The sequence below is a fragment of the Taibaiella chishuiensis genome (assembly GCF_003014535.1).
GTDB classification, from domain to species: Bacteria; Bacteroidota; Bacteroidia; order Chitinophagales; family Chitinophagaceae; genus Taibaiella; species Taibaiella chishuiensis.
Genome location: NZ_PYGD01000002.1, coordinates 267,803 through 287,709, shown reverse-complemented (window position 1 = coordinate 287,709; position 19,907 = coordinate 267,803). Strand labels below are relative to the sequence as shown.

General features: G+C 49.8%; 24 protein-coding genes. 12 read left to right on the top strand and 12 right to left on the bottom strand.

The window, feature by feature from the left end:
• Positions 1 to 181 precede the first annotated feature (181 nt).
• From B0I18_RS08675 to B0I18_RS08655, 5 genes are all read left to right on the top strand, one after another.
• A complete protein-coding gene (locus B0I18_RS08675) occupies positions 182 to 436 on the top strand; it encodes a hypothetical protein (RefSeq protein ID WP_106522293.1) in 255 nt (84 codons plus the stop codon).
• Positions 437 to 628: 192 nt separating this feature from the next.
• Positions 629 to 1,615 carry a sensor histidine kinase gene (locus B0I18_RS08670; protein WP_181358391.1) on the top strand — a complete coding sequence of 329 codons (987 nt, stop codon included), beginning with the start codon at positions 629 to 631 and terminating at the stop codon, positions 1,613 to 1,615.
• Complete coding sequence (locus tag B0I18_RS08665; RefSeq protein WP_106522291.1) at positions 1,612 to 2,331, top strand: LytR/AlgR family response regulator transcription factor; 720 nt, start codon at positions 1,612 to 1,614, stop codon at positions 2,329 to 2,331. The genes B0I18_RS08670 and B0I18_RS08665 overlap by 4 nt, the downstream gene beginning before the upstream one ends.
• 111 nt (positions 2,332 to 2,442) lie before the next feature.
• Complete coding sequence (locus B0I18_RS08660) at positions 2,443 to 3,609, top strand: lanthionine synthetase LanC family protein (protein ID WP_106522290.1); 1,167 nt, start codon at positions 2,443 to 2,445, stop codon at positions 3,607 to 3,609.
• Positions 3,610 to 3,721: 112 nt separating this feature from the next.
• Positions 3,722 to 4,294, top strand: a complete 573-nt coding sequence (locus B0I18_RS08655; RefSeq protein ID WP_106522289.1) for a pentapeptide repeat-containing protein — start codon at positions 3,722 to 3,724, stop codon at positions 4,292 to 4,294.
• 62 nt (positions 4,295 to 4,356) lie between these two features.
• Here the strand turns inward: B0I18_RS08655 and B0I18_RS08650 are convergent, their stop codons facing one another.
• Positions 4,357 to 5,094: an SDR family oxidoreductase gene (locus B0I18_RS08650; RefSeq protein WP_181358390.1), complete on the bottom strand. Its 738-nt coding sequence runs from the start codon at positions 5,092 to 5,094 to the stop codon at positions 4,357 to 4,359.
• 81 nt (positions 5,095 to 5,175) lie between these two features.
• Between B0I18_RS08650 and B0I18_RS08645 the strand changes: the two genes are divergently transcribed.
• Positions 5,176 to 5,565: a winged helix-turn-helix transcriptional regulator gene (locus B0I18_RS08645; RefSeq protein WP_106522288.1), complete on the top strand. Its 390-nt coding sequence runs from the start codon at positions 5,176 to 5,178 to the stop codon at positions 5,563 to 5,565.
• Here the strand turns inward: B0I18_RS08645 and B0I18_RS08640 are convergent, their stop codons facing one another.
• The 7 genes from B0I18_RS08640 to B0I18_RS08610 all read right to left on the bottom strand — a co-directional run bounded on the left by B0I18_RS08640 (position 5,566) and on the right by B0I18_RS08610 (position 10,527).
• Complete coding sequence (locus B0I18_RS08640) at positions 5,566 to 6,123, bottom strand: AAA family ATPase (protein ID WP_106522287.1); 558 nt, start codon at positions 6,121 to 6,123, stop codon at positions 5,566 to 5,568.
• Positions 6,104 to 7,360: an RNA polymerase sigma factor gene (locus B0I18_RS08635; RefSeq protein ID WP_106522286.1), complete on the bottom strand. Its 1,257-nt coding sequence runs from the start codon at positions 7,358 to 7,360 to the stop codon at positions 6,104 to 6,106. The genes B0I18_RS08640 and B0I18_RS08635 overlap by 20 nt, the downstream gene beginning before the upstream one ends.
• A gap of 47 nt (positions 7,361 to 7,407) precedes the next feature.
• Complete coding sequence (locus B0I18_RS08630) at positions 7,408 to 7,764, bottom strand: YciI family protein (protein ID WP_106522285.1); 357 nt, start codon at positions 7,762 to 7,764, stop codon at positions 7,408 to 7,410.
• Positions 7,765 to 7,789: 25 nt separating this feature from the next.
• Positions 7,790 to 8,254, bottom strand: a complete 465-nt coding sequence (locus B0I18_RS08625; RefSeq protein WP_106522284.1) for a carboxymuconolactone decarboxylase family protein — start codon at positions 8,252 to 8,254, stop codon at positions 7,790 to 7,792.
• Positions 8,255 to 8,387: 133 nt separating this feature from the next.
• Positions 8,388 to 9,368 (bottom strand): NAD-dependent epimerase/dehydratase family protein, encoded by a 981-nt coding sequence (locus tag B0I18_RS08620; RefSeq protein WP_106522283.1) that lies wholly within the window; start codon positions 9,366 to 9,368, stop codon positions 8,388 to 8,390.
• Between the two features lie 161 nt (positions 9,369 to 9,529).
• A complete protein-coding gene (locus B0I18_RS08615; RefSeq protein ID WP_106522282.1) occupies positions 9,530 to 9,982 on the bottom strand; it encodes a carboxymuconolactone decarboxylase family protein in 453 nt (150 codons plus the stop codon).
• A 26-nt stretch (positions 9,983 to 10,008) separates the two neighbouring features.
• The gene (locus tag B0I18_RS08610) at positions 10,009 to 10,527 is read right to left on the bottom strand and encodes an acyl-CoA thioesterase (protein ID WP_106522281.1); all 519 of its coding nucleotides are present in this window, start codon (positions 10,525 to 10,527) and stop codon (positions 10,009 to 10,011) included.
• Between the two features lie 270 nt (positions 10,528 to 10,797).
• Here B0I18_RS08610 and B0I18_RS08605 point away from each other — a divergent pair, with 270 nt between their 5' ends.
• On the top strand, positions 10,798 to 11,679 hold the full coding sequence (locus tag B0I18_RS08605) for a class I SAM-dependent methyltransferase (RefSeq protein ID WP_106522280.1): 882 nt from the start codon (positions 10,798 to 10,800) through the stop codon (positions 11,677 to 11,679).
• Positions 11,680 to 12,952: 1,273 nt separating this feature from the next.
• On the opposite strand, the gene B0I18_RS08600 is transcribed toward B0I18_RS08605, so the two are convergent.
• The gene (locus B0I18_RS08600; protein WP_219905946.1) at positions 12,953 to 13,693 is read right to left on the bottom strand and encodes an SDR family oxidoreductase; all 741 of its coding nucleotides are present in this window, start codon (positions 13,691 to 13,693) and stop codon (positions 12,953 to 12,955) included.
• Positions 13,694 to 13,777: 84 nt separating this feature from the next.
• Positions 13,778 to 14,347: a Crp/Fnr family transcriptional regulator gene (locus B0I18_RS08595; RefSeq protein WP_106522279.1), complete on the bottom strand. Its 570-nt coding sequence runs from the start codon at positions 14,345 to 14,347 to the stop codon at positions 13,778 to 13,780.
• A gap of 339 nt (positions 14,348 to 14,686) precedes the next feature.
• Here B0I18_RS08595 and B0I18_RS08590 point away from each other — a divergent pair, with 339 nt between their 5' ends.
• From B0I18_RS08590 to B0I18_RS08580, 3 genes are all read left to right on the top strand, one after another.
• Complete coding sequence (locus B0I18_RS08590) at positions 14,687 to 15,751, top strand: ankyrin repeat domain-containing protein (RefSeq protein ID WP_106522278.1); 1,065 nt, start codon at positions 14,687 to 14,689, stop codon at positions 15,749 to 15,751.
• Positions 15,752 to 15,786: 35 nt separating this feature from the next.
• Positions 15,787 to 16,167 carry a hypothetical protein gene (locus B0I18_RS08585; RefSeq protein WP_106522277.1) on the top strand — a complete coding sequence of 127 codons (381 nt, stop codon included), beginning with the start codon at positions 15,787 to 15,789 and terminating at the stop codon, positions 16,165 to 16,167.
• 227 nt (positions 16,168 to 16,394) lie between these two features.
• Positions 16,395 to 16,763, top strand: a complete 369-nt coding sequence (locus B0I18_RS08580) for a hypothetical protein (protein WP_106522276.1) — start codon at positions 16,395 to 16,397, stop codon at positions 16,761 to 16,763.
• A 478-nt stretch (positions 16,764 to 17,241) separates the two neighbouring features.
• Here the strand turns inward: B0I18_RS08580 and B0I18_RS08575 are convergent, their stop codons facing one another.
• Entirely contained in the window at positions 17,242 to 17,583 is a 342-nt protein-coding gene (locus B0I18_RS08575; protein WP_106522275.1) for a hypothetical protein, read from the bottom strand.
• A gap of 105 nt (positions 17,584 to 17,688) precedes the next feature.
• Positions 17,689 to 17,889: a hypothetical protein gene (locus tag B0I18_RS08570; RefSeq protein ID WP_106522274.1), complete on the bottom strand. Its 201-nt coding sequence runs from the start codon at positions 17,887 to 17,889 to the stop codon at positions 17,689 to 17,691.
• 376 nt (positions 17,890 to 18,265) lie between these two features.
• Between B0I18_RS08570 and B0I18_RS08565 the strand changes: the two genes are divergently transcribed.
• Together B0I18_RS08565 and B0I18_RS08560 are read left to right on the top strand one after the other, a co-directional pair.
• A complete protein-coding gene (locus tag B0I18_RS08565; RefSeq protein WP_106522273.1) occupies positions 18,266 to 18,862 on the top strand; it encodes an RNA polymerase sigma factor in 597 nt (198 codons plus the stop codon).
• A 69-nt stretch (positions 18,863 to 18,931) separates the two neighbouring features.
• Positions 18,932 to 19,900, top strand: a complete 969-nt coding sequence (locus tag B0I18_RS08560; protein ID WP_181358389.1) for a FecR family protein — start codon at positions 18,932 to 18,934, stop codon at positions 19,898 to 19,900.
• Positions 19,901 to 19,907 lie beyond the last annotated feature (7 nt).

The window sequence follows — 19,907 nt, the reverse complement described above, 5'->3', positions numbered from 1 at the left end:
AAGCGATTATTTTTGAACACTTTAACACAAAAACAGGCCGATTTTGACCGCGAAAAAGGCCGATTGTACCCGAAATCCTGTCGTTTGTCACCAGTTAGTGATATTTCGCGTATTAAATTATATATATCATTAAATTGCGTTAATTTGCCACATCACTCATCATTTTAAACAGAAGTAAAATATGAAGCGTACGATCCGTAAATCTATGACCTCCAGGCTCGGTCTGAAAAAAATGGTAATTGCAGACCTTAGTGCAGCAGAAGCTGCCCAGATCAATGGCGGTGGTCCGCTTGAAGGCAAAAATACCGGAGGCCAGACCACTACAAGCGGCTTATCCATTTATAGCGGATACCTGGGCACCAACTGTCCTTACAAGCCGCAGAAGCCCGATACCGACAGCGATAAACAAGATAAACAATTGATCCAATACCCCTAATACCTGCCGGTAGCCTATGCAGCAGCATTACCGGGAACGTAACCTGATATTGTTTAACACCAATTACGCAAAGTATCGGCTTGCCGGTACTTTGCGTTTTAATATGACCAGGGGCAAGCGCCCCAACCGATTATGAAAAAAACGAAATGGCATCTTCTTGTCTTGTTATGCTACTCCGTCTGGGCAATGTCCATGGATTTTTTTTTCGCGCCGAGCTTTCATCTTCCTATCGAGTTCATTATCCTGTTCCAACAGTTCTGGGTATTTTATACGGCTTACGCCTTCCTGTACTTCCTGTTCCTGGCGCCCAAACGCAAGAAGCTGTACAGTATACCCCTGCTGCTGATCTGCGTTAGCGGCAGCTACTCCTTTACGCTGCTGTATGTTTTTGTTTACAATAAGCTGTACGAGCCTGTTGTATTTACCCAGCAGCAGATCATTTTTACCGTAACCCAGGTTACCACGCAGTTTTTTATCCCGGCCATAGGTTATTTCTTCGTGGTTAAGTTCTTTATGAAACAGGAGAAGGTAAAGGAGCTGGAACAGCAAAAACTGATCCTGCAGAAAGAGTTGCTGCAATCGGAAAACAACTTCCTGCGTGCACAGATCAACCCGCACTTCCTGTACAACTGTCTTAACTTTTTTTATTCCGAAACCTTCCAGCAACGCCCCGATGTGGCCGAAGCGATTATGCTGCTATCGCAAATGATGCGCTACTCGCTCACCGACTTCTCAGCCACGCGCGGCCTGGCCAACCTAGAAGATGAAATCGAACATATCCAGAATGTGGTTCAGCTAAACAAGTTCCGGTTCTCCGACAAGATACCCGTAAGCCTGAAGATCGAGGGCAATACGGAACATAAAAAGATCGTGCCCATGCTGCTGATGACCCTGGTAGAAAATATATTCAAACATGCCGACCTGAAAGACGCGGCCAGCAAAGCCGAAATAACCTGCACGATAGATGAAAAAGAAAAAAAACTGATCTTTACGACCGTAAATAAGAAAAACCCTGTAATTGCTGGCGTATCCCAGGGCCTGGGCATCAGCAACATCAGGCAACGCCTGGTGCTGCTGTACAACAGCGACAAAGGACTGCAAACGATAAACGAAGGAAACTTATTTAAAGTACAGCTGACTATCCCCTATTTCGAACCAGAACAAACCCTGCACAAATGATCCAATGCCTGATTATAGACGATGAGCAGCCGGCGATCAATATCATTGCTGCTTATGTAGAAAAAGTGCCCTACCTGAAGCTGGTAGCGACCACTACTGATCCGCTGGAAGGCCTGAGCCTGATTAACGAAAAGGATATCGACCTCATCTTTCTCGACATCCAGATGCCGGGCCTTACCGGTCTTGAATTCGTAAAGGCCATCAACGGGAAGTGTAAGGTTATTTTTACCACAGCCTATAGCCAGTATGCCCTCGATGGTTTCGACCTCGACATCATCGATTACCTGTTGAAACCGGTACCCTTTACCCGTTTTCTCAAAGCCACACAAAAGGCCAAGGAAATCATAGATGCACAAACCTCGCCCAAAGCCGGCGCCCACGAAGACTTTATCATTATACAAGGCGACAGCAAAGGCAAGCTTATCAAAGTAGAGATCAACGAGATCGACTATATCGAAGGCATGCGCAACTATGTAGCCATCATCTGCGGCGACCGTAAGCTGTTGTCGCTGATGAATATGAAAGACCTGGAAGAAAGTCTTTCCTCCAAACAGTTTATCCGGGTGCATAAATCCTTTATCGTACCGATTGCCAATATCGCAGCAGTAGACGGCAACGCGATCATTTTAAAACGGAACAACAAGGCAGAAATCATCCTGGGTAATGTATACCGGCCGGCGTTCCTGGAAATGATGCGGTCGCGTATGATCCATTAAGCAGGCTTTGTACCCCGCAAAGTCCGGCTGGCAACAGGAAAGCACAGGCTCGTACATCTTTTTTTTTACCGGGAGGGATTCTGTCCATTTTGCAGAAAAAACAGGCAACTTATGAAGGATCTTGCCCGGGAAAAGATACAGCGGATCAACGAGCTGCTGGCAACAAGCGATATACCCCATAATGGTTTGCTCAGCGGGGCTTTGGGCCTGGCGTATTACTATTATCATACCGGGGCTATACTGGACGATCCGGATTTGGTGGCGCGGGGCGAAAACCTGCTGATGACGGTATTTGAAGAAGTAAACGGCACCAATGCCCGCCTGAACGGTACGGCCTATGCCAATGGCGCTACCGGCTTTGCCTATACGGTATGCAACCTCCAGCGGAACGGGCTGATCGATTTCGATCTCGATGAAGAATTTGCCGACCTCGACGAATACCTGTTCGATAGCGCCTATGCACAACTCGAACAAGGCGAAACCGATTACCTGCACGGCGCCATGGGCGCCTTCCATTACTTTTCGGCACGCCGGCCAACAGCCGTTACCGACCGTTACCTCAACCGGTTAGCCACCTTGTTTATGGACAAAGCGGTAGTGACACCCGGGGGCATTTATTTTGTCAACAAGAGCCTGGAGCGGCTCAACAATAAGGCCGACCTGGGCCTGGCACACGGGCTCAGCGGTTTGCTGCTGCTGTTGATTGCTGCCTGGCCCCGCCTGCAGGACCAGGCCCGCGCCGAAGAGCTGATCAGGACCGGCATTGCATTTATCCTGCAACTGGAACTCCCTGCCGGCGCCACGCGCGAAGAGCTTACCCTGTTTCCTTTTACCATTGGTTCCGATGCGCCACCCAGTATCTCTAACCGCCTGGCCTGGTGTTATGGCGACCTCAATATAGCCCTGCTGCTGGTAAGAGCGGGCAACCTGCTGAACGAGCCGCAATACCTGGAAACGGCCGAGCGTATTGGCCTGCATACCTTAAGCCGCAGAACTGCCGAAGACACCCTCAGCACCGACAGCCACTTTTGTCATGGCAGTGCCGGTCTGGCACAGTTTTATAAATGCCTGTACCGGGAAACGGGTAACGAAGCTTATCTCGAGCCTTATGGATACTGGATCAGCGAAACCATTGCACAGACCGACAAGAACATGACCGAAGAGCAATACAAGGATAACCCGGTAAGTCTGCTGGATGGCTGGGCGGGCGTAGGTATCGTACTTGCCGACTACCTGTCCGGAGAACACCGCAACTGGTCAGAAGCATTTCTTTTATAATGACACCTCCCTATCGCTCCGGTTATCCCATCTTTGCCTGCTTTTTTTAATGGTCAGGGTTGATGAATTCTTTAGCTTTGCAGGCCACAACCCCAAAAAGAGTAAGACCAAGATGGAGCCGGAATATATTACAGACAGGATTTTCGATAAATGGGACGCCACCCTGCAACCCTTGCCCAAAGCCGAATACGAGCGTTGCACCTTTACCGGCTGCCAGTTCCAGGAGGCCGACCTGAAGCAACAGCTCTTCACCGGCTGCACCTTTATCAGCTGCAACCTCAGCCTGGCGAAACTTAACCAGGCATCCATTCGCGATACTCATTTCAAGGACTGTAAAATGCTGGGCCTGCAATTTCCCAATTGCAATACCTTTGGCATGACCTTCTCCTTCGACAACTGCCTGCTCGACCATGCTTCGTTTTACCAGTTGAAACTGACCAAGACCCGCTTCCGCAACTGCCAGCTGAAAGAAGCCGACTTTTCGGAAAGCGATTTCAGCAATGCGGTATTTGAGCAATGCGACCTGGCAGGCGCTACCTTCGATCGTTCGGTGCTGGAAAAAGCCGATTTCAGAACAGCCGTCAACTATGCTATCAACCCCGAAAAGAACCGGATCAAAAAGGCCCGGTTCTCGCTGCCCGCCGTTACCGGCCTGCTGGCCCATTACGATATTAAAATAGACTAACCCACCAAAGCCTGCTGTGACCTGTATCGTCGCGGCAGGCTTCGCCAATCCCTGCATACGGGTTATAACACCATACCACCGTCCATAATAAATTCGGAGCCCGTAATAAAGGAGGCGTGTTCACCAAAAAGATAAGCCACCATTTTAGCGACATCATCGGCCGTACCCATTTTAGCCAGGGGCACCCGCGCTACGATCTGCTCCTGCAATTGCGCCAGCGCCGAAGCGTCCAGGCCAGCCTTGTTCAACACTTCCGTTTGGGTAGGTCCGGGGCTTACCGCGTTTACCCGTATACCCAGCGGGGCCAGCTCGAGCGCGGCTACCCGCATGATAACATTTAATGCGGCCTTACTTGCCGAGTATACCGACGAGGCCGGGTGATTCATACTGGCCGTATTGGACGACAGGAAGATGACCGAACTACCCGCCTGCAACAAGGGAATAAAGCGGCTCAGGGTAAAATAAGCACCTTTAAAATTGATATCCATGATATCGTCGAAATGCTGCTCGGTAGCCGCTGCGATCAGCGAGGTTTGGGCAATGCCCGCATTGATAAACAGGAAATCTACGTTACCGTGTTGTTCCTTTACTGCTGCCACCAGTTGTTCTATATCTTCCAGCTTCGACTGGTCGGCGACTATAGCATCGACGCCGAGATCGGCCGCAGCCTCCTCCAGTGCGGCTTTACGCCTACCTGTTATCGTTACTTTTGCACCAAGCGATTTAAGTTCTTTAGCGGTGGCATAACCAATACCGCTGTTGCCGCCGGTAATGACGACTACTTTATCCTTCATGTTCATAATGTGTATTTTTTTAAATGAAAACACAAAGGTATCGGCCAGGTGGTATAACTTTGTAACCAGTATAACGCATGATACCAAATGAACAGTAAAGCCATAAAAGCGATATTATCCAGCCCGCGTAACCAGGCCGACGAGATACAGGCCCTGCAGGATACGATCTACGTGATCGGCGGCAAGTGGAAACTGCCGATCATCAATTCGATCTGCAACGGCAACCACCGTTTTCGCGAGATCGAACGCAGCATACCGGGCATTACCACCCGTATGCTTTCGCGGGAATTGAAAGAGATGGAGCTGAATAAGCTGATCCGAAGGATCGAAGATCCAGACTTCCCAACGAAGGTGGAGTATGTATCGACCGAATACTGTAAATCGTTCGGCAACATTATCCTCGAAATGATCAGTTGGGGCAAACAGCACCGGAAGAAAATCAGGGAGCAGGAAAAGCGCGACCGGCTGCAGGCCTGATCAGCCGCCGTTCGCAAGGGTTTGCAGCACAAAATCGGCACGAGCTGCTACCGGTCCGGTTGGCACCGTTACGGGCCTGTAGCCATAGTCAGTATAGGTCTGTTCCATAAGGGCAGCGGTACGCACCGCTTCCTGCCAATCTTGTTTACGCTCGCGATCGGTATGGTAAATGGCCTGCCAGGGCGGCAATAAAAAGACTGTAGTATGGTAACGCAGGCCGGCAGCCAGGACTTTCATCTCGTCGCTGATCTGTAATCCTTCCAGCGCCGCATAACATAAAGTATCGGGCAGGCCGCGGTCGAAGAACACCGGTTTATCCTCATCAGGCGTATCCCGGTAAGCGGCTACCGACCGGTCGAACATCAGTTGTTTATATCTTTCTTTGTCCTGCCAGGGCAAGGCATCGCCACCGGCTTCCAGTTGTTCGGCAATCAGCCGGCGTGCCACTTCTTCTATACAGCGGTAGCCACGCTGCTCCAGCTCGCGGATCAGGGTAGTCTTACCCGCTCCGGGGCCGCCGGTAATGACGATAAAATTGTTACGGGTTATGGGATTCATGCGCAGGGTTGCTTAAACGTTCCAGGTTGCGGAGCAGCGGCGCTTGTTCGGCGGGCGTATGCGCCAGCCGCAGCGCTTCTTCATAATAACCGATGGCTTGAGCGGTATCGATACCGGTATACAGGTGACCGAGCAAGGAATGGTAGAACTGGTTGCCGCTAAGCCCCAGTTGTAAGGCGGCGGCTATCGCTTCCTCTTTCCCGTTGGCTTTGGACAGGGCGTAAGTGCGGTTCAGCGCGGCTATGGGCGAGTATTCGAGCTGCAGCAATTGGTTGTAGAGCTGCAGGATCGCTTCCCATTTTTCGGCAGTATCCTCTTTGCGGGTATGCCAGTAGGCAATGGCCGCCTCGAGGTGGTACCGGGATAATTGCGTACCCTGCGAAGCCTTATTGAGGTAGAAGGTGCCTTTACCGACCAGTTCGGGACTCCACAAACGGGTATCCTGGTCGGCGTACAATACAATCTCGCCGCGCTCGTCGGTGCGCGCATCAAAGCGGGACACATGGAAGCACATCAGGGCCAGTAAGGCATTTACGGCCGGCGTATCGGTTATGGCATCTTCGGTAAGCAGGTAGGCCAGCCGCATTGCTTCTGCACACAGGTCCTTGCGTACTACAGAATCGGCAACCATCGAATAGTACCCTTCGTTGAACAAGAGATATAAGGCAGTAAGTACCCGGTCCATCCGGTCGCCCACTGCCGCTGCAACCGGCTTCTCGATCGCGATCTGTTCCTGTTTCAGTTTTTCTTTGGCACGGCTCAGTCGTTTATAGATCACCTCCCTGCCGGTAAGAAAGGCATCGGCAATTTCCTGTACACCAAAACCGCAAAGCAGGTTAAGTGCCAGCGCAATCTGCGCCTCCGGCGCGATACAGGGATCGCATACCGTAAAGATCATTGCCAGCTGGCTATCCCTGATGTTCTGCTCCGACAGGTCGAGTTCCGGCAACTCGCTTGCTGCCGTATGATACCGGATCTCCGGGCTTAGTTTATTGCGGAACAGGTCGTCGCGTTTCAACAGGTTTTTTGTTTTATTCTTCGCCACGGTGTATAACCAGGCTACCGGGTTGGGTGGCAGCCCTTTTAACGACCACAGTTCCGCTGCGGCCAGGAAGGTATCACTGACCAGGTCTTCGGCCGTTTCGATATGCTCGATACCAAAACTGGCGCAGAGTACCGAAACGATCTTCCGGTATTCCGTTCTGAATAAATGCGGGAGCAGCTCCTGTTCGTTCATAAAAAAAGAGGGTTGCCTTTGCAAGATACAAAGGCAACCCGTTTATATCAGAGTTCACGTTCCATCAACATCCTTACTTCCACACTGCCATTCCAGGGTGCGGTCAGTATAGGACAGGCTTTTGCCATCTCGGTAGCTTCATCGAAGTCTTCGGCGCGCACGATGGTAAAGCCGCCGATGGCTTCTTTAATATCAACATACGGGCCATTGGTCACCATATTACCGGGTTTTACGACCATGCCTTCGGCATGCAACCGGTTACCGGCGCTTACCAGTTTATTGCGTGCGGCAATACCGCCCAGCCAGTCCTGCCAGGGTTTGATGGATGCCTGCATCTGCTCGGGGGAAGGCTGGCTTTCCCGGCTTTCATTTTCTTTCCTGAAGATCAATAAGAACTCGTTCATTTTTTTATGGGTTTAGCGGGTTATTTTAAGAATTGAACTGGCCTACTTCGTAAGTACCTACCGGCGCTCCAAAGGCGATATTGATACGGTTATAACTGTTGATGGTTATGACAGCCACCGTAAGGTCGATCACCTCCTGTTCGGAAAACTCTTCGCGTACGGCGTTGTAGATACGATCCGGTACGGTACCGCCACCCAATTTGGTTAAGGCTTCGGCCCAGGTAAGCGCTGCACGTTCGCGGCCGGTATACAGGGGCGCTTCGTGCCAGGAACTGAGCAGGTACAGGCGTTGCTCGGTTTCGCCTTTGGCCCTCAGGTCTTTGGCATGCATATCCAGGCAGTAAGCACAGCCATTGATCTGGGATACCCTGAAGTAGATAAGTTCCAGCAGCATGTCTTCGATGCCGCATTTAGACAGGTATTTGTTCATTCCGAAGAGCGCAGCAAAAGCCTGTTTTCCATTTTCCTGCAAATTGATTCTTACGTCCATTGTTTTGATTTTTTAAGCGGTTTTAAACTGTTTTATAAATCAATAACAACCGGGCTGCCCGGTATTGGACAAGATCATTTTTATTTTTTTATATTTTTTTAAACAACACCCGTAAGCCGCTCAAATATAAAAGCTATACAGGATAAGGACCTTGTTCAAAAGTGCCGGGATGATAACCTTTACTACCGGTCAGCAGCGCCAGGGGACTACGAAAATCGACGTCCCGCGCCAGGCAGTCCAGTACATATCCGAAATCGTAACGCGGATGCCAGTCCAGTTCGGCCACAGCCTTATCATTTACATAAACACGGCCTATTTCGGGAAACATTTTCCAGCCCAGCTTTGCATACAGCTTTTCGTAACCGGGGTATAAGGCCCGCACCACGGCAGGCGCATCGCGATGCAAGAGTTCCAGGTGCTCCTGCCGGAAAGGTGTAGTAGCACTGATGATATAAGTACTGAAGCCGATCGCCTCTGCCCGTGCCATGGCCTGTATATGCGCCGTCACTACATCTTCGATATCGACCCTGCGGTACAGCAACTCGTTGGCCTTTATATTGGCATCGGCATAACTAGCTCTTACCGCGGCATCGTCGTCGGCCTCTGCAAAAAAGCGGGAAGTACGCAACACGATACAGGGCAGGTTGTATTTGCGGTGAAACAACATACACAGGTCTTCGCCCGCCGTTTTGGTAATACCGTATATATTTTTCGGCACCGGCTGCACAGATTCTGTGATCCAGGCAGCGGGCCGGTCGCGCGCCGGGCTGAGCGCAGCACCGAAAGTACTGGTCGTGCTGGTATATATAAAAGCGCGAACGCCGGCTGCCACGGCCTCTTCCAGCAGGTTGAGCGTGCCACTGATATTGGTATCGACAAAATCCTGGCGGCTATGTGTCGCTACATGGGGTTTATGCAGGGTAGCAGTATGCAGGATCACGTCGACACCTTGCAACAATTGCCGTACCAGGTCGCGATCGGTGATACAACCTGTATGGGTCGTAAAAGGAGCGGCAAGCCGGTCCAGGCCCAGCACTTCGTGATTGGCGGCCCGGAGCGTACGCACAAGCGCCTCGCCCAGGTGTCCGCTGCTACCGGTTACTACTATTTTCATCGTATATATAAGTTTAGTGCCGGCTTCTTTTTAACCCGGCAGATAAAGCGGGCACAGCCCTTTATATCTGTACCCGCTGTGGTAAACAGGTTTATCTCACAGCCTGCCCGGGTAAGAAAGGCAGGTATTTCCTGTTGTAATAAACAGTTCATACCCTGTTCCTAGCCAAACATACCCGGACGGTAATGCCCGGGAGTAGCGCGAAAGGCGATATTGATGCGATTCCAGCTATTGATATTGGCAATAGCCAGGGTGAGGTCCGCGATCTGCTGTTGGGTATAAAAACCTTTAAGCTGTTCGTACACCGCATCCGGCGCTTCCGCACGGGTTACGGCCTCGGCCCAGGCCAACGCCGCCCTTTCGGCCTCGCTGAAATAAGGACACTCGGTCCAGGCAGCCAGCGTATGCAGCCGTAACTCGGTCTCCCCCAGTTGTACAGCCTCCTGGTGGTGCATGTCCAGGCAATAGGCGCAACCGTTGATCTGCGAAACGCGGTAATACACCAGTTCCAGCAATTTCGGGTCGAGGCCCGATTTTTTGATATAAGCGCCTGATTGAAACAGGCCCGAGGCAAAACCCTGGGCCAGGTCGGGCAAAGCAATTCTCTGTTCCATATTTTTATTGATGCTTTTACAGTGATCTATCCCGCACCCGAAGTGCGCTGGCGGCTTTCGGCCTTCAGGGTGTCGCCACGTTGTTCGAAAGAGGCGCCCAATGCCGGGTGTCCGGGTACCCGTACGGCGGCCATCAAAGCGGTAAAGGCTTCGTCGTGTTCAGTCCTGCGACCGGTTTGCGCATCTATATAAGCAAACTGCATCCAGGCCAGGGCTTTGATGCGCTCCTGTTTTTGATCATACATAATCGCTTCCACCCAGAGTGAAGAAGCATCATATTGTACCAGGGCCGATTCGATTACTACCAATTCATTCATCAAAGCCGGCGCCAGGTAACGGATCTGGAAGGATGAAACCACCCAGCCTGTTTTTTGGATGGCCATATGCCGGAACAGGTCGAATGCATAAAAGTCCAGTACATGATCTTCGCGGGCACGCAGGAAATAACGCTGGTAGCTGATATTATTGAGATGGCCGAAAGGATCGCAGTCGTCGAAACGGATCCTGTGCGTACTTTGGGGCCTGGGATTTAAAGCTGCAGACATAGAAAACGGTTTAAGGCAGGTTAAACGTAGCACATCGCCCGGCAAGGATAATAGGTAATACCGTTAACCGGGAAGCGGCAAAGCTAGAAAAATAATTGCACACACAGCACCGGGAGCGTCCGGTTGGCCTGCGGGATAAACCAGGCAGCCGGAAAGCCTTGTCCGCAGCGGACTTAAATTTTGGCTGATGCAGGGATAAGGGATAGCTATGGCCGGACCTCTTGTTTACGTTGCAAAATGGCGGACATTTGAATACTCAAAACGTTTGTTATGAACAGTGATTCCTCCGCGAACCGCGACTATGCCACCATAAGTCCTTCGGCCAAAGTACTGTTACTGATGAAAGGGCATACGGGTATCCCCTTTGCCCGCGAGGCCGCAAGACTTATTAGCCTGCCGGACCATTTCATACCCGACTTCGAACGTAAAGACTTCGGTTACTGGGCCCGGGTGGTACATTTCGAAAGCCGCTACCAGCAGGTCAATGCCCTGCTGGCCGATATACAACCCTCCCATATCCTTGAACTCTCCTCCGGCTTTTCTTTCCGGGGCCTGCAGCTGAGCACCGAACAGGAAGTACACTTTATAGATACCGACCTGCCGGACCTTATTGCCGCTAAAAGACCCTTGCTCGAAGCGCTGCAGGCCGGCTTACCCGAAGCCAAGGGCAAACTGGAAATGCAGCCGCTGAACGCCCTGCACGAAACGGATTTCAGGGCCATTACAGACCGCTTTGCACCCGGACCGCTTACGATCATTAACGAAGGTTTGCTGATGTATCTCAATACCGAAGAGAAGAAACAGCTCTGTGCCATTATCCGTAACGTATTGCAGGAAAGAGGCGGGTATTGGATTACGGCAGATATCTACCTGAAGGATGAAGCCCGTTTTGCAGGGCTGCTGCCCAAAGACGAGCTACAACAATTTCTTGAAGCCCACCGTATCGATGATAATAAATTCGACAGCCTGGAAGCAGCCGCGGACTTTTTCCGTGGCGAAGGTTTCGAGATCGACCGGGAAGCGGAACCCGATTTCGGCAGCACCGATGCATTGCAATACCTCGTAGCTTCGGCGCCTGCGGAACTCCTGGAACAGCTGCAAAACGGTGGTCGGCGTATACAGGCAACATGGCGTTTAAAGCTGGCGGAATAAATTAAAGAAGCGGTTCGTAGTGGGATGCTACGAATAGGGGTCAAGGACAAAAGTTGTGGATTAAGTTTGATTAAGCGTAAAGTAGGATCAAGCGGAAAAGTTGTGGAACACCGGTATACCTACCCTGTTTTTTTTATTCTTCTTTGTCTTAATACAAAGAAGCAAAAATCAAGACTGTAGAAAAAGTGCTAAAAATGCCTTGTACGCCTAAAAGAAATAAGTCCGGGCAGTAGTAAGAAATGGACGAAGGAATGACGAACGAACTAAGGTACAGGACCAGACTGTGGGAACTGTATTTCTTTTTATACGGCGTCCTGCAGCATTTATTCGCTGTATTTTTTTATTTTTCTATTGGTGCTCATGAGCGCTACGCGGTTTATTAACGCCCTTTTTCTAAAGGTCGGTATGTTTTGACGTCCCGGCAGTGTATGTAACGGGTGATGAGCAAAGCATGTCTAGGCGGTTGGAGGTCAGGTATTACGACCAATATACACCCGTTCGCTGCGTCGCCGTATCGCTGCGAGAAAAAACGTATTCCGCTGCTGCAAATGGTAATAGCTGCCAGGCCAGGTAAATTCGTAGCGAAGCACTACAAATAGCTAAGTAAATAAATAGGGATTTGGCAAAATGATGATTCGTTTTAAGAACAAGGCTTTTTATTAATCCCACACGAATTCCGCTTGATCCTATCTCTTTTCATCCAAAAGCAAAAGCTATATCTTTTTTGAAAATCAACAACTTTTTACGTTGATCCACAAATAGTACATTAGCGGGACACTACGAACAATGCAGCTGCGGGCAACGGCTACATACAACAATGCCACCGGGATAGCCGGTGGATAGGATAGAGGATTTCGGGATATCAGGCAACAGTTGCCAGCGCGCAACCGATAAACAGCAGCGTGACAAAAAAGAAGAGACAAAGCAATTTGAAGAGTGTATTCATATCCTGCGGTTTTACACCACCATTGCCGGGGTTTGACGGCAATGGTGGTGAAAGGTGTAATGTTTTACTAGGTGGGTTTAGGGGCTTCATCGTTTTCTGATGCAAAGATGATACTATCCCCATGCCCCGGCAAGAGTGAAACTCCGGTTTCTCGACAGGGGAAATTTCCCCTACCCGTTATGACCCTGTTGATTTCCCGTTTACAGGGCATCAATCCCGTAATACATCATGCGTAACATTCCTGGCCTTTCGCCGCTTCCAAAAAAGGGCAGACCTTAACGATCTGCCCGGTTCTTGTCCCTATTCCTTAAGCTGCCTCACGCCGGTCTATACCAGTACGGAACCGCCATCTACCACCAGGCTTTGCCCGGTACAAAAAGACTGGGTCATGAGGTAAAGAAAAGCTTTAGCGATATCGTCGGCCTCGCCCACGCGTTTTACCAGGGCACTTTGGGCTACCGTATCGAATAAAGCGCTGCGATCCTGCTCGGCAAAGCCATTCCACAGGTTTGTTTTGATCACGCCCGGCGCTACCAGGTTGCCCCTTACCGGCGCAAGCTCTACCGCCATAGCACGAGTAAAGGCTTCCATAGCGCCACAGATACTGGCCCCTATCGACCAGCCCACCCCGGGCCGGGCAGCCGCAATACCACCGGTAAGATTAATCGATCCGCCGTCGCGGATAAGCGGCGCCGCATATTTAACCGCAGCCAGGGCGCCCCAGTAGCGAATGTTGAAAAAGGCTTTGGCGGCTTCAAGGTCCATACCCGATATAGGGTCCAGTTTCAGGTTTTCGCCGGCCGTATAGACCAGGTGGTCCAACGGGCCTGTTTTTTCGAATAGTTCGCGTATCGCCTGCTCCTCACCGAGGTTGGCGGTATAACCGGAACTACCGGATGGTAAGACTTCGAGCGCCGCTGCAACCCGGTCTGCATTGCCCGATGCTACGGTTACATGGGCTCCTTCGGCCGCGGCTGCCTTTGCAGTAGCCAGGCCAATACCTGAAGTACCCCCTAAAACAATTACTTTTTTACCTGCCAGGAGCAGTGCTTTTTCTGGTGTCATCATGATCACTTTATTTTTATAAAGCAAAATTCGGCACCGTAGTCTGCAGGTTATTTACCAAATGGTAAAAAGAGAAAACCGCTATCCTCAACGTATATTACGCCGGATGCGGCTGAGCGATTGTTGCGTGACCCCGAGGTAAGAAGCGATATCGGCCTGGGATACTTTGAGGGCGATATCCGGCTGCCGCATCAGGAATTTTCGGTACCGGGTAGTGGCGTCTTCGCCCAGGTAAGCATTACGGGCCTGTATCTTGGCCAGCAGGGCCTGTTGGGTAATCTCGCCGATCAGGGTTTTGAAATAAGGAAAGCGATCGTAAAGCCGGAACAGGTCGGCTCTCGGGAATACGATAAGGGATGCCGGGCAGGCCGCTGCAATACTTTCTTCCGCGATAACACCACGATTCAGGCTATCGAGAATGGTACAGAACTGGTGCTCCTTCAGAAAATGCAGGACGACATCAACACCTTTTTCGTTGGTAGTTACGATCTTCAATACCCCGCTGCAGATAAAGAAAAACTCGCGGGCAGGCTTGCCCGCCTGTAGTAAAACCTCCCCCTCGCCTACATCGCGCAACCGGGCACAGGCGCTGATCGCCTCGCGGTCTTCGCCGGGTATATGGGTAAACAGGCTGAGATAGTCGAATAGCGGATTCATAGTATTGAGATGTTAGATGTTAGATGTTGGAGGGTTGATGTCATCCTGAGCGCAGCGAAGGATCTCACCGGTTAGCTGGCTTTGATAAAGGGACATGTATTAGCAGAAGCGCTTCAGTTAGCTGGCTTTATTGAAGTAATTGTGACGAAGCATGACAGCTGCGGGAACACTTTTTCTCACATCTCCTATCCAACATCGAAAATAACACTTTTACGGTTGTCCGGCCAGCTGCCGGCTTTAGGCTATATTTGAACTTGTAGCCCTTTCCGGCGTTATATACCGGCGTTTTAGCCTAATAAAAGGAAACAGACGGCTGGCCTGCATTATAAACAACAAACCATGGCAAAGAAAAAAAAGACCTTACCCAAAGATTTTGACACCCTGATCGAAAAAAAAGATATGCCTGCACTGATCAGGGTATTTGACACCTGCGAACCGGATGCAAGAGGCGGTTATGGCAAAGCGACGGCACTGAGTTTTCATTGGGTACCAGGCGAACTGGTGCGCTGGCTGGTACAAAACGGGGCCGACCTGGAAGCCGTCGACACCTATAACCGTACCGCCCTGCACCGGCATGCCATGTCCCGCAGCGGCGACGTATCTGTATTGCTCGAACTGGGCGCCAATGTACACGCGGTGGACCAATACGGTTCTACCCCGCTACACTTTGCAGCAGGAAGCGGCTTTAATACCGCAGCTGCGGAACAATTGATCGCCCATGGCGCCGATACGCAGGCACTCGATGGGCAACGACAAACACCACTGGAATGCGCGCTGACCCGTGCCAGCAATATCGACCTGGTCAACCTGGTAACCCTGTCGAAAATGTTACTTAAGGATGGTGATCCGATAACGCAAAAGATGAAAGACGCCATTACCCGCCGGGGAGAAGATTTCGAATTTCACCGCCAGAATTTCAATAAGGACTACCTCGAAGATACGGACCGGGCCCTGACTACCCTGTACGAAATGTACCAGGTAACACCCGTTAAAAAACGCGTGATGCACGATGGCGTATCGCCCATTACCGTAAGCGGCGACACCTGGCCCAAACAGTTCGAGGAATTATGGGAACTGCTGGTACCGTCGAAAGGCCCGGCTAAAACAGTACAGGGCGAGGTGGTGCGCATTGCCGGCAAAGTGCGGGATGAAATATACCGCAATGGCGGCGGCAACTGGCATCTGGACTTTAAGAAAATGCTGGATGCTTACCTGCATCACCTGTCTTCGGGTAATGCGCTGGACACCGGTACACTTGCGGAACTTGCGTTACAGGTACACGATATCCGTAAAAGCGGCGACGCACCCACCGATACGCTTAATTACCTTTGTGAACTGGCCAACCGCTGGGTATTGATGAACCCGGACCCTGTTTTGCTGGACCAACCGGATTATAAACGATAACGATACCTTAGAGGTATTATCAAAACGAAGAAGAAATGGAAACCGTATTTCAGGAAAAAGCAGAACAGTTATTCCATACCGTCGTTACCGACCCGCGGTGGGACTTACAGGACGAGACCTTGTTCAATGTATTCGGCCTGACCTATTACGGGTATTGCTTTGGTGTAGGCCGCCTGCTTTGTTTCCTGGACATCGAAACCATTAACGGTTTCGTAGCCGGGAAATTAACCGGGATGGGCGCCGGCCAAAAATATGTCGACGGACTGGTAGACTATGCCTACAGCACTTTTACACAACCCGCCGAAGGACTTTATGCACAACTGGTCGGCATCGGGCATGCTCATTTTTCATCGGAAGACAGGGCTCTGCTCACCAACATTATTTTTGAAAATACTGCACGGGTAAAACAGGGCTGAGAACGGATCAAACGTAAAGGGAACAGCCCGCTGCGTCGCCGCATCGCTGCAAGAAAAAAACGCGCATTCCACGGATCAAGCGGAAAAGTTGGGGTACTCCGGTGTACTTACCCTGATTTTTTATTCTTCTTTGTCTTAATACAAAGAAGCAAAAATCAAGACTGTAGAAAAAGTGCTAAAAATGCCTTGTACGCCTAAAAGAAATAAGTCCGGGCAGTAGTAAAAAAATGGACGAAGGAATGACGAATGAACTAAAGTACAGGGCCAGACTGTGGGAACTGTATTTCTTTCTATACGGCGTCCTGCGGCATTTATTCGCCGTATTTTTTATTTTTCTGTTGGTGCTCATGAGCGCTACGCGGTTTATTAACGCCCTTTTTCTAAAGGTCGGTATGTTTGGTTGTTTCCTGGCTTGGCGTCCCGGCAGTGCATGTAATGGGCGTTGGGCAAAGCATTTCTACGCGGTTAGTGACCAGATGTTACGACCAATATGCACCCGTTCGCTGCGTCGCCGTATCGCTGCGAGAAAAAATGAAATGCACAACATCACATTCGCCGGCAAGGAACTGATATTACGGTATATTTATCTACCCTGAATAACTAAAGCGCTCCCTATTAATTTCCCTTGAATAAATAACATGCGAACAGATCTGCAGACTCGATCCTTAATCCCCCCCAGAAATTCCGCCTGATCCCATTCCACTGCTGCAAATAGTAGTAACTGCCAAGCTTGGTAAATTCGTAGCGAGACACTACGAATAGCTAAGCAAATAAATAAGGATCTGGCCAAATGATGATTCGTTTTAAGAACAACCCTTTTTATTAATCCCACAGGAATTCCGCTTGATCCCTGAGAACCCCGAAGCGCCGTTTTTTACAATACACAAGCACGATACAAAAAAGAAAAAGACGTACTCGCGTACGTCTTTTTTGAGTGCATAAAATCCAGTCTAAATCGCCTTGAGCTTATTCTATTGATCAACAAAAAAGGAGATGGTTCGGCCGGGCCGCCGTAAACGGCTATTTTTACCCCATTTAACCCGGAAGAACCATCAATATGTTCCGGAACGCTGCTTAGGATTCGAATCCCATTTCAAGCGCAATTCCTGTTTTATTTTTTAGTTCGGTATAGGCCAGGCTTAGCGATACATACATATCTCTCAGCCTTGCATTTTCCACCTCAAGTTCTTTTAACCGCTTGATATCGGCGATCACCATTCCGTTGTACTTTGAGTTGGAATCCCAGTATATTTCCATTTCTTTACAAATGTCTTCCCACGATCTGCCATCCTTAAATTCTTCAAATGCCTGGATCAGTTTTCTTTTGGTCGGTCTTGTCCGTTTTATCTCTTTTATTTCCATTGCGTAAACAGGATTATTGTTCATGTATTCCGGCATCTTACGGATACCGTACATAGGTTAATAATAATGTTCCCCCTCTATTGATGTTCGATATTACCTTTTTCCCTTGTTCCCGGCCTGCAAAGACCGTGCTCTATCGTTCCAAATTCAAACCTCACGTCACTTATCCCGCTCCGGGTTTACCATTTGTCCGGACACTTTCAGCACCATACCGCAGGATTTAACTACGAGGTCGGAAGTCGGAGTCTCCGCCTGTCGTTTACCCGGGATCGCCAAAGCGCCCACTTCTTTTCCCAAAAGAAACAATCCCAGCAACAGGAGCAGGCGCATACCGGTGATTATTACTTTTGACTTTTTCATAAAATCTTGTTTAAACAGAGTATTCCACTTAGTCCTCTCTTTCAGTTTCCGGCACCTGGCCTGCGAAATCCGGGAATACTTTTTATTCTTGCTATCCTTGCCGGCTTTTGTCCCGATCTGTGTCCCCCTGTACTGTTATACGTGCTGTATAACGGGGGGCTATACTTTAAAGACACAGCGTCAAAAAGATCGTACTAGGCAGACGCTCATTTTTTCGAAAAAAAAATCCGGGAAACCCTGAAAATGGCCGTGGACGGCCTCTTCAGGGTAAATATTTGTGCGTTACATTTTTGTATTATCTTTAGTGCTTTAATACGACAGGGGTCTTAAACCAATAGCCATCATTTTAATAACTCATTTGTTTTAATCATCTTTTTTGAACGCACTATCAGATATAGAACTCTGGCTTTTGGTCAAGCAGGAGGACGCTGCCGCCTTCGAAATCCTGTACAACAGGTATTGGGAGCAGTCGTACAAGACCTGCTACTGGCACCTGCTCGACCAGGAAAGCGCCAAGGACATCGTCCAGGAGCTATTCGTGGACCTTTGGGTAAAGCGGGAGCAGATCAATATAACGGAAACACTGGAGGGCTATATTAAGGTAGCGCTCCGCAACCGGGTTTTTAACCATATCCGGTCGCTCAATACCAAGAAGAAACACAATCATAATGCAGCGGTACAAGCGCCGGTGGCGGGATTCGAAGTACAGGAACGGTATAGTGAAAAGGAATTGCGGCAACTCTATCTCGGCGAAATCGGCAAGCTGCCCGACAAGATGAAAGATGTATTTACCCTGAACAAGGAAGAAGGGTATTCGATCGCCGAAGTAGCCCAAAAATTGTCTTTGTCCGAACAAACTGTAAAGAACCAATTGAGTAATGCTTTAAAACGAATCAGGTCGGGGCTGGAACATTACCGAATCATTATGATATTGTTAGGTATTTATTTATATATTTTTTTCAACGCGACCTAGTATTAAAGCCGCCGGGCTTTGTCTTTGTAACGAGCCCCGATGCAGGCATTTTGCAACGATACATTTTTTATGCGAATAATAGACAAAGAACAACTTCTTGTGCTGCTGGAAAAGCAGAGGCTGGGTACCTGTACGGAAGCAGAAGAGGCCCTTTTAAATCAATGGTTTGACGAGCCCCCGGTTATCGAGGCCCTTACCTTCGTTTCAGACGAAGAGAAAGAGCGCATTAAATCGGATATACATACGGCGATCCGCGCCCGGATCGCTACAGCTCCGCAAAAGTCTCGCCGGCTTACGTTCAGGATAAAGGCTATCGCAGCGGCTGCCGCCCTGCTGGTGTGCCTGTCCCTGCTCGGCGTTTATTTCTTTAGCGGTAACGGTACAGAACAAATGATCGAAGTAACCGCGCCCCAGGGCATCGCCCAGCTGCCGGTTACCCTGCCCGACAGTTCGCTGGTATGGTTATCCGGCGGAAGCAGTATCCGTTATCCCGAACATTTTGCCAGCCACGAGCGGCATGTCACCCTCGACGGCATCGCCCACTTTTCCGTTCAGCCTAACAAACAGGCGCCATTTACCGTCTATACTCCTGAACATGTTTCTGTGAAGGTGCTCGGTACCTCTTTCGTAGTTGACGTACGCAGGGGAACCAAACGCGTGGAGATTAGTGTTATTACCGGACTGGTACAGGTTGATGAGGACAAAGACAAACTCGATGTGCTGAAACCCGGGGAAAAATTATCGTATTCCTGCAACGATAAATCGTTCCGGAAGAAAAAATATGCCCCCGAGGAAGTTAAAGCCTGGAACAATAATGGAATTATTTACCTGAACGCTGTGTCGTTAAGCGAAATATCCGTATTATTACAAACCATGTATCATGTCAACCTGAAATACGATCCGAAGCAAACGGCTCCGTACCGGTTCAATATGAGCTTTTCCAGGGATCTTACGGTAGATGCCGTTCTGGATATGCTGCATTCGGTGAGTGGTCTCAGCTTTGAACATGATGGTAAGAACATTAAAATTACGCAATAGACAGAGT

Coding starts and splice junctions, on each gene's coding strand:
- B0I18_RS08675 (WP_106522293.1), top strand. CDS start 182: ATGAAGCGTACGATCCGTAAATCTATGACCTCCAGGCTCGGTCTGAAA.
- B0I18_RS08670 (WP_181358391.1), top strand. CDS start 629: ATGGATTTTTTTTTCGCGCCGAGCTTTCATCTTCCTATCGAGTTCATT.
- B0I18_RS08665 (WP_106522291.1), top strand. CDS start 1,612: ATGATCCAATGCCTGATTATAGACGATGAGCAGCCGGCGATCAATATC.
- B0I18_RS08660 (WP_106522290.1), top strand. CDS start 2,443: ATGAAGGATCTTGCCCGGGAAAAGATACAGCGGATCAACGAGCTGCTG.
- B0I18_RS08655 (WP_106522289.1), top strand. CDS start 3,722: ATGGAGCCGGAATATATTACAGACAGGATTTTCGATAAATGGGACGCC.
- B0I18_RS08650 (WP_181358390.1), bottom strand. CDS start 5,094: ATGAACATGAAGGATAAAGTAGTCGTCATTACCGGCGGCAACAGCGGT.
- B0I18_RS08645 (WP_106522288.1), top strand. CDS start 5,176: ATGAACAGTAAAGCCATAAAAGCGATATTATCCAGCCCGCGTAACCAG.
- B0I18_RS08640 (WP_106522287.1), bottom strand. CDS start 6,123: ATGAATCCCATAACCCGTAACAATTTTATCGTCATTACCGGCGGCCCC.
- B0I18_RS08635 (WP_106522286.1), bottom strand. CDS start 7,360: ATGAACGAACAGGAGCTGCTCCCGCATTTATTCAGAACGGAATACCGG.
- B0I18_RS08630 (WP_106522285.1), bottom strand. CDS start 7,764: ATGAACGAGTTCTTATTGATCTTCAGGAAAGAAAATGAAAGCCGGGAA.
- B0I18_RS08625 (WP_106522284.1), bottom strand. CDS start 8,254: ATGGACGTAAGAATCAATTTGCAGGAAAATGGAAAACAGGCTTTTGCT.
- B0I18_RS08620 (WP_106522283.1), bottom strand. CDS start 9,368: ATGAAAATAGTAGTAACCGGTAGCAGCGGACACCTGGGCGAGGCGCTT.
- B0I18_RS08615 (WP_106522282.1), bottom strand. CDS start 9,982: ATGGAACAGAGAATTGCTTTGCCCGACCTGGCCCAGGGTTTTGCCTCG.
- B0I18_RS08610 (WP_106522281.1), bottom strand. CDS start 10,527: ATGTCTGCAGCTTTAAATCCCAGGCCCCAAAGTACGCACAGGATCCGT.
- B0I18_RS08605 (WP_106522280.1), top strand. CDS start 10,798: ATGAACAGTGATTCCTCCGCGAACCGCGACTATGCCACCATAAGTCCT.
- B0I18_RS08600 (WP_219905946.1), bottom strand. CDS start 13,693: ATGATGACACCAGAAAAAGCACTGCTCCTGGCAGGTAAAAAAGTAATT.
- B0I18_RS08595 (WP_106522279.1), bottom strand. CDS start 14,347: ATGAATCCGCTATTCGACTATCTCAGCCTGTTTACCCATATACCCGGC.
- B0I18_RS08590 (WP_106522278.1), top strand. CDS start 14,687: ATGGCAAAGAAAAAAAAGACCTTACCCAAAGATTTTGACACCCTGATC.
- B0I18_RS08585 (WP_106522277.1), top strand. CDS start 15,787: ATGGAAACCGTATTTCAGGAAAAAGCAGAACAGTTATTCCATACCGTC.
- B0I18_RS08580 (WP_106522276.1), top strand. CDS start 16,395: ATGGACGAAGGAATGACGAATGAACTAAAGTACAGGGCCAGACTGTGG.
- B0I18_RS08575 (WP_106522275.1), bottom strand. CDS start 17,583: ATGTACGGTATCCGTAAGATGCCGGAATACATGAACAATAATCCTGTT.
- B0I18_RS08570 (WP_106522274.1), bottom strand. CDS start 17,889: ATGAAAAAGTCAAAAGTAATAATCACCGGTATGCGCCTGCTCCTGTTG.
- B0I18_RS08560 (WP_181358389.1), top strand. CDS start 18,932: ATGCGAATAATAGACAAAGAACAACTTCTTGTGCTGCTGGAAAAGCAG.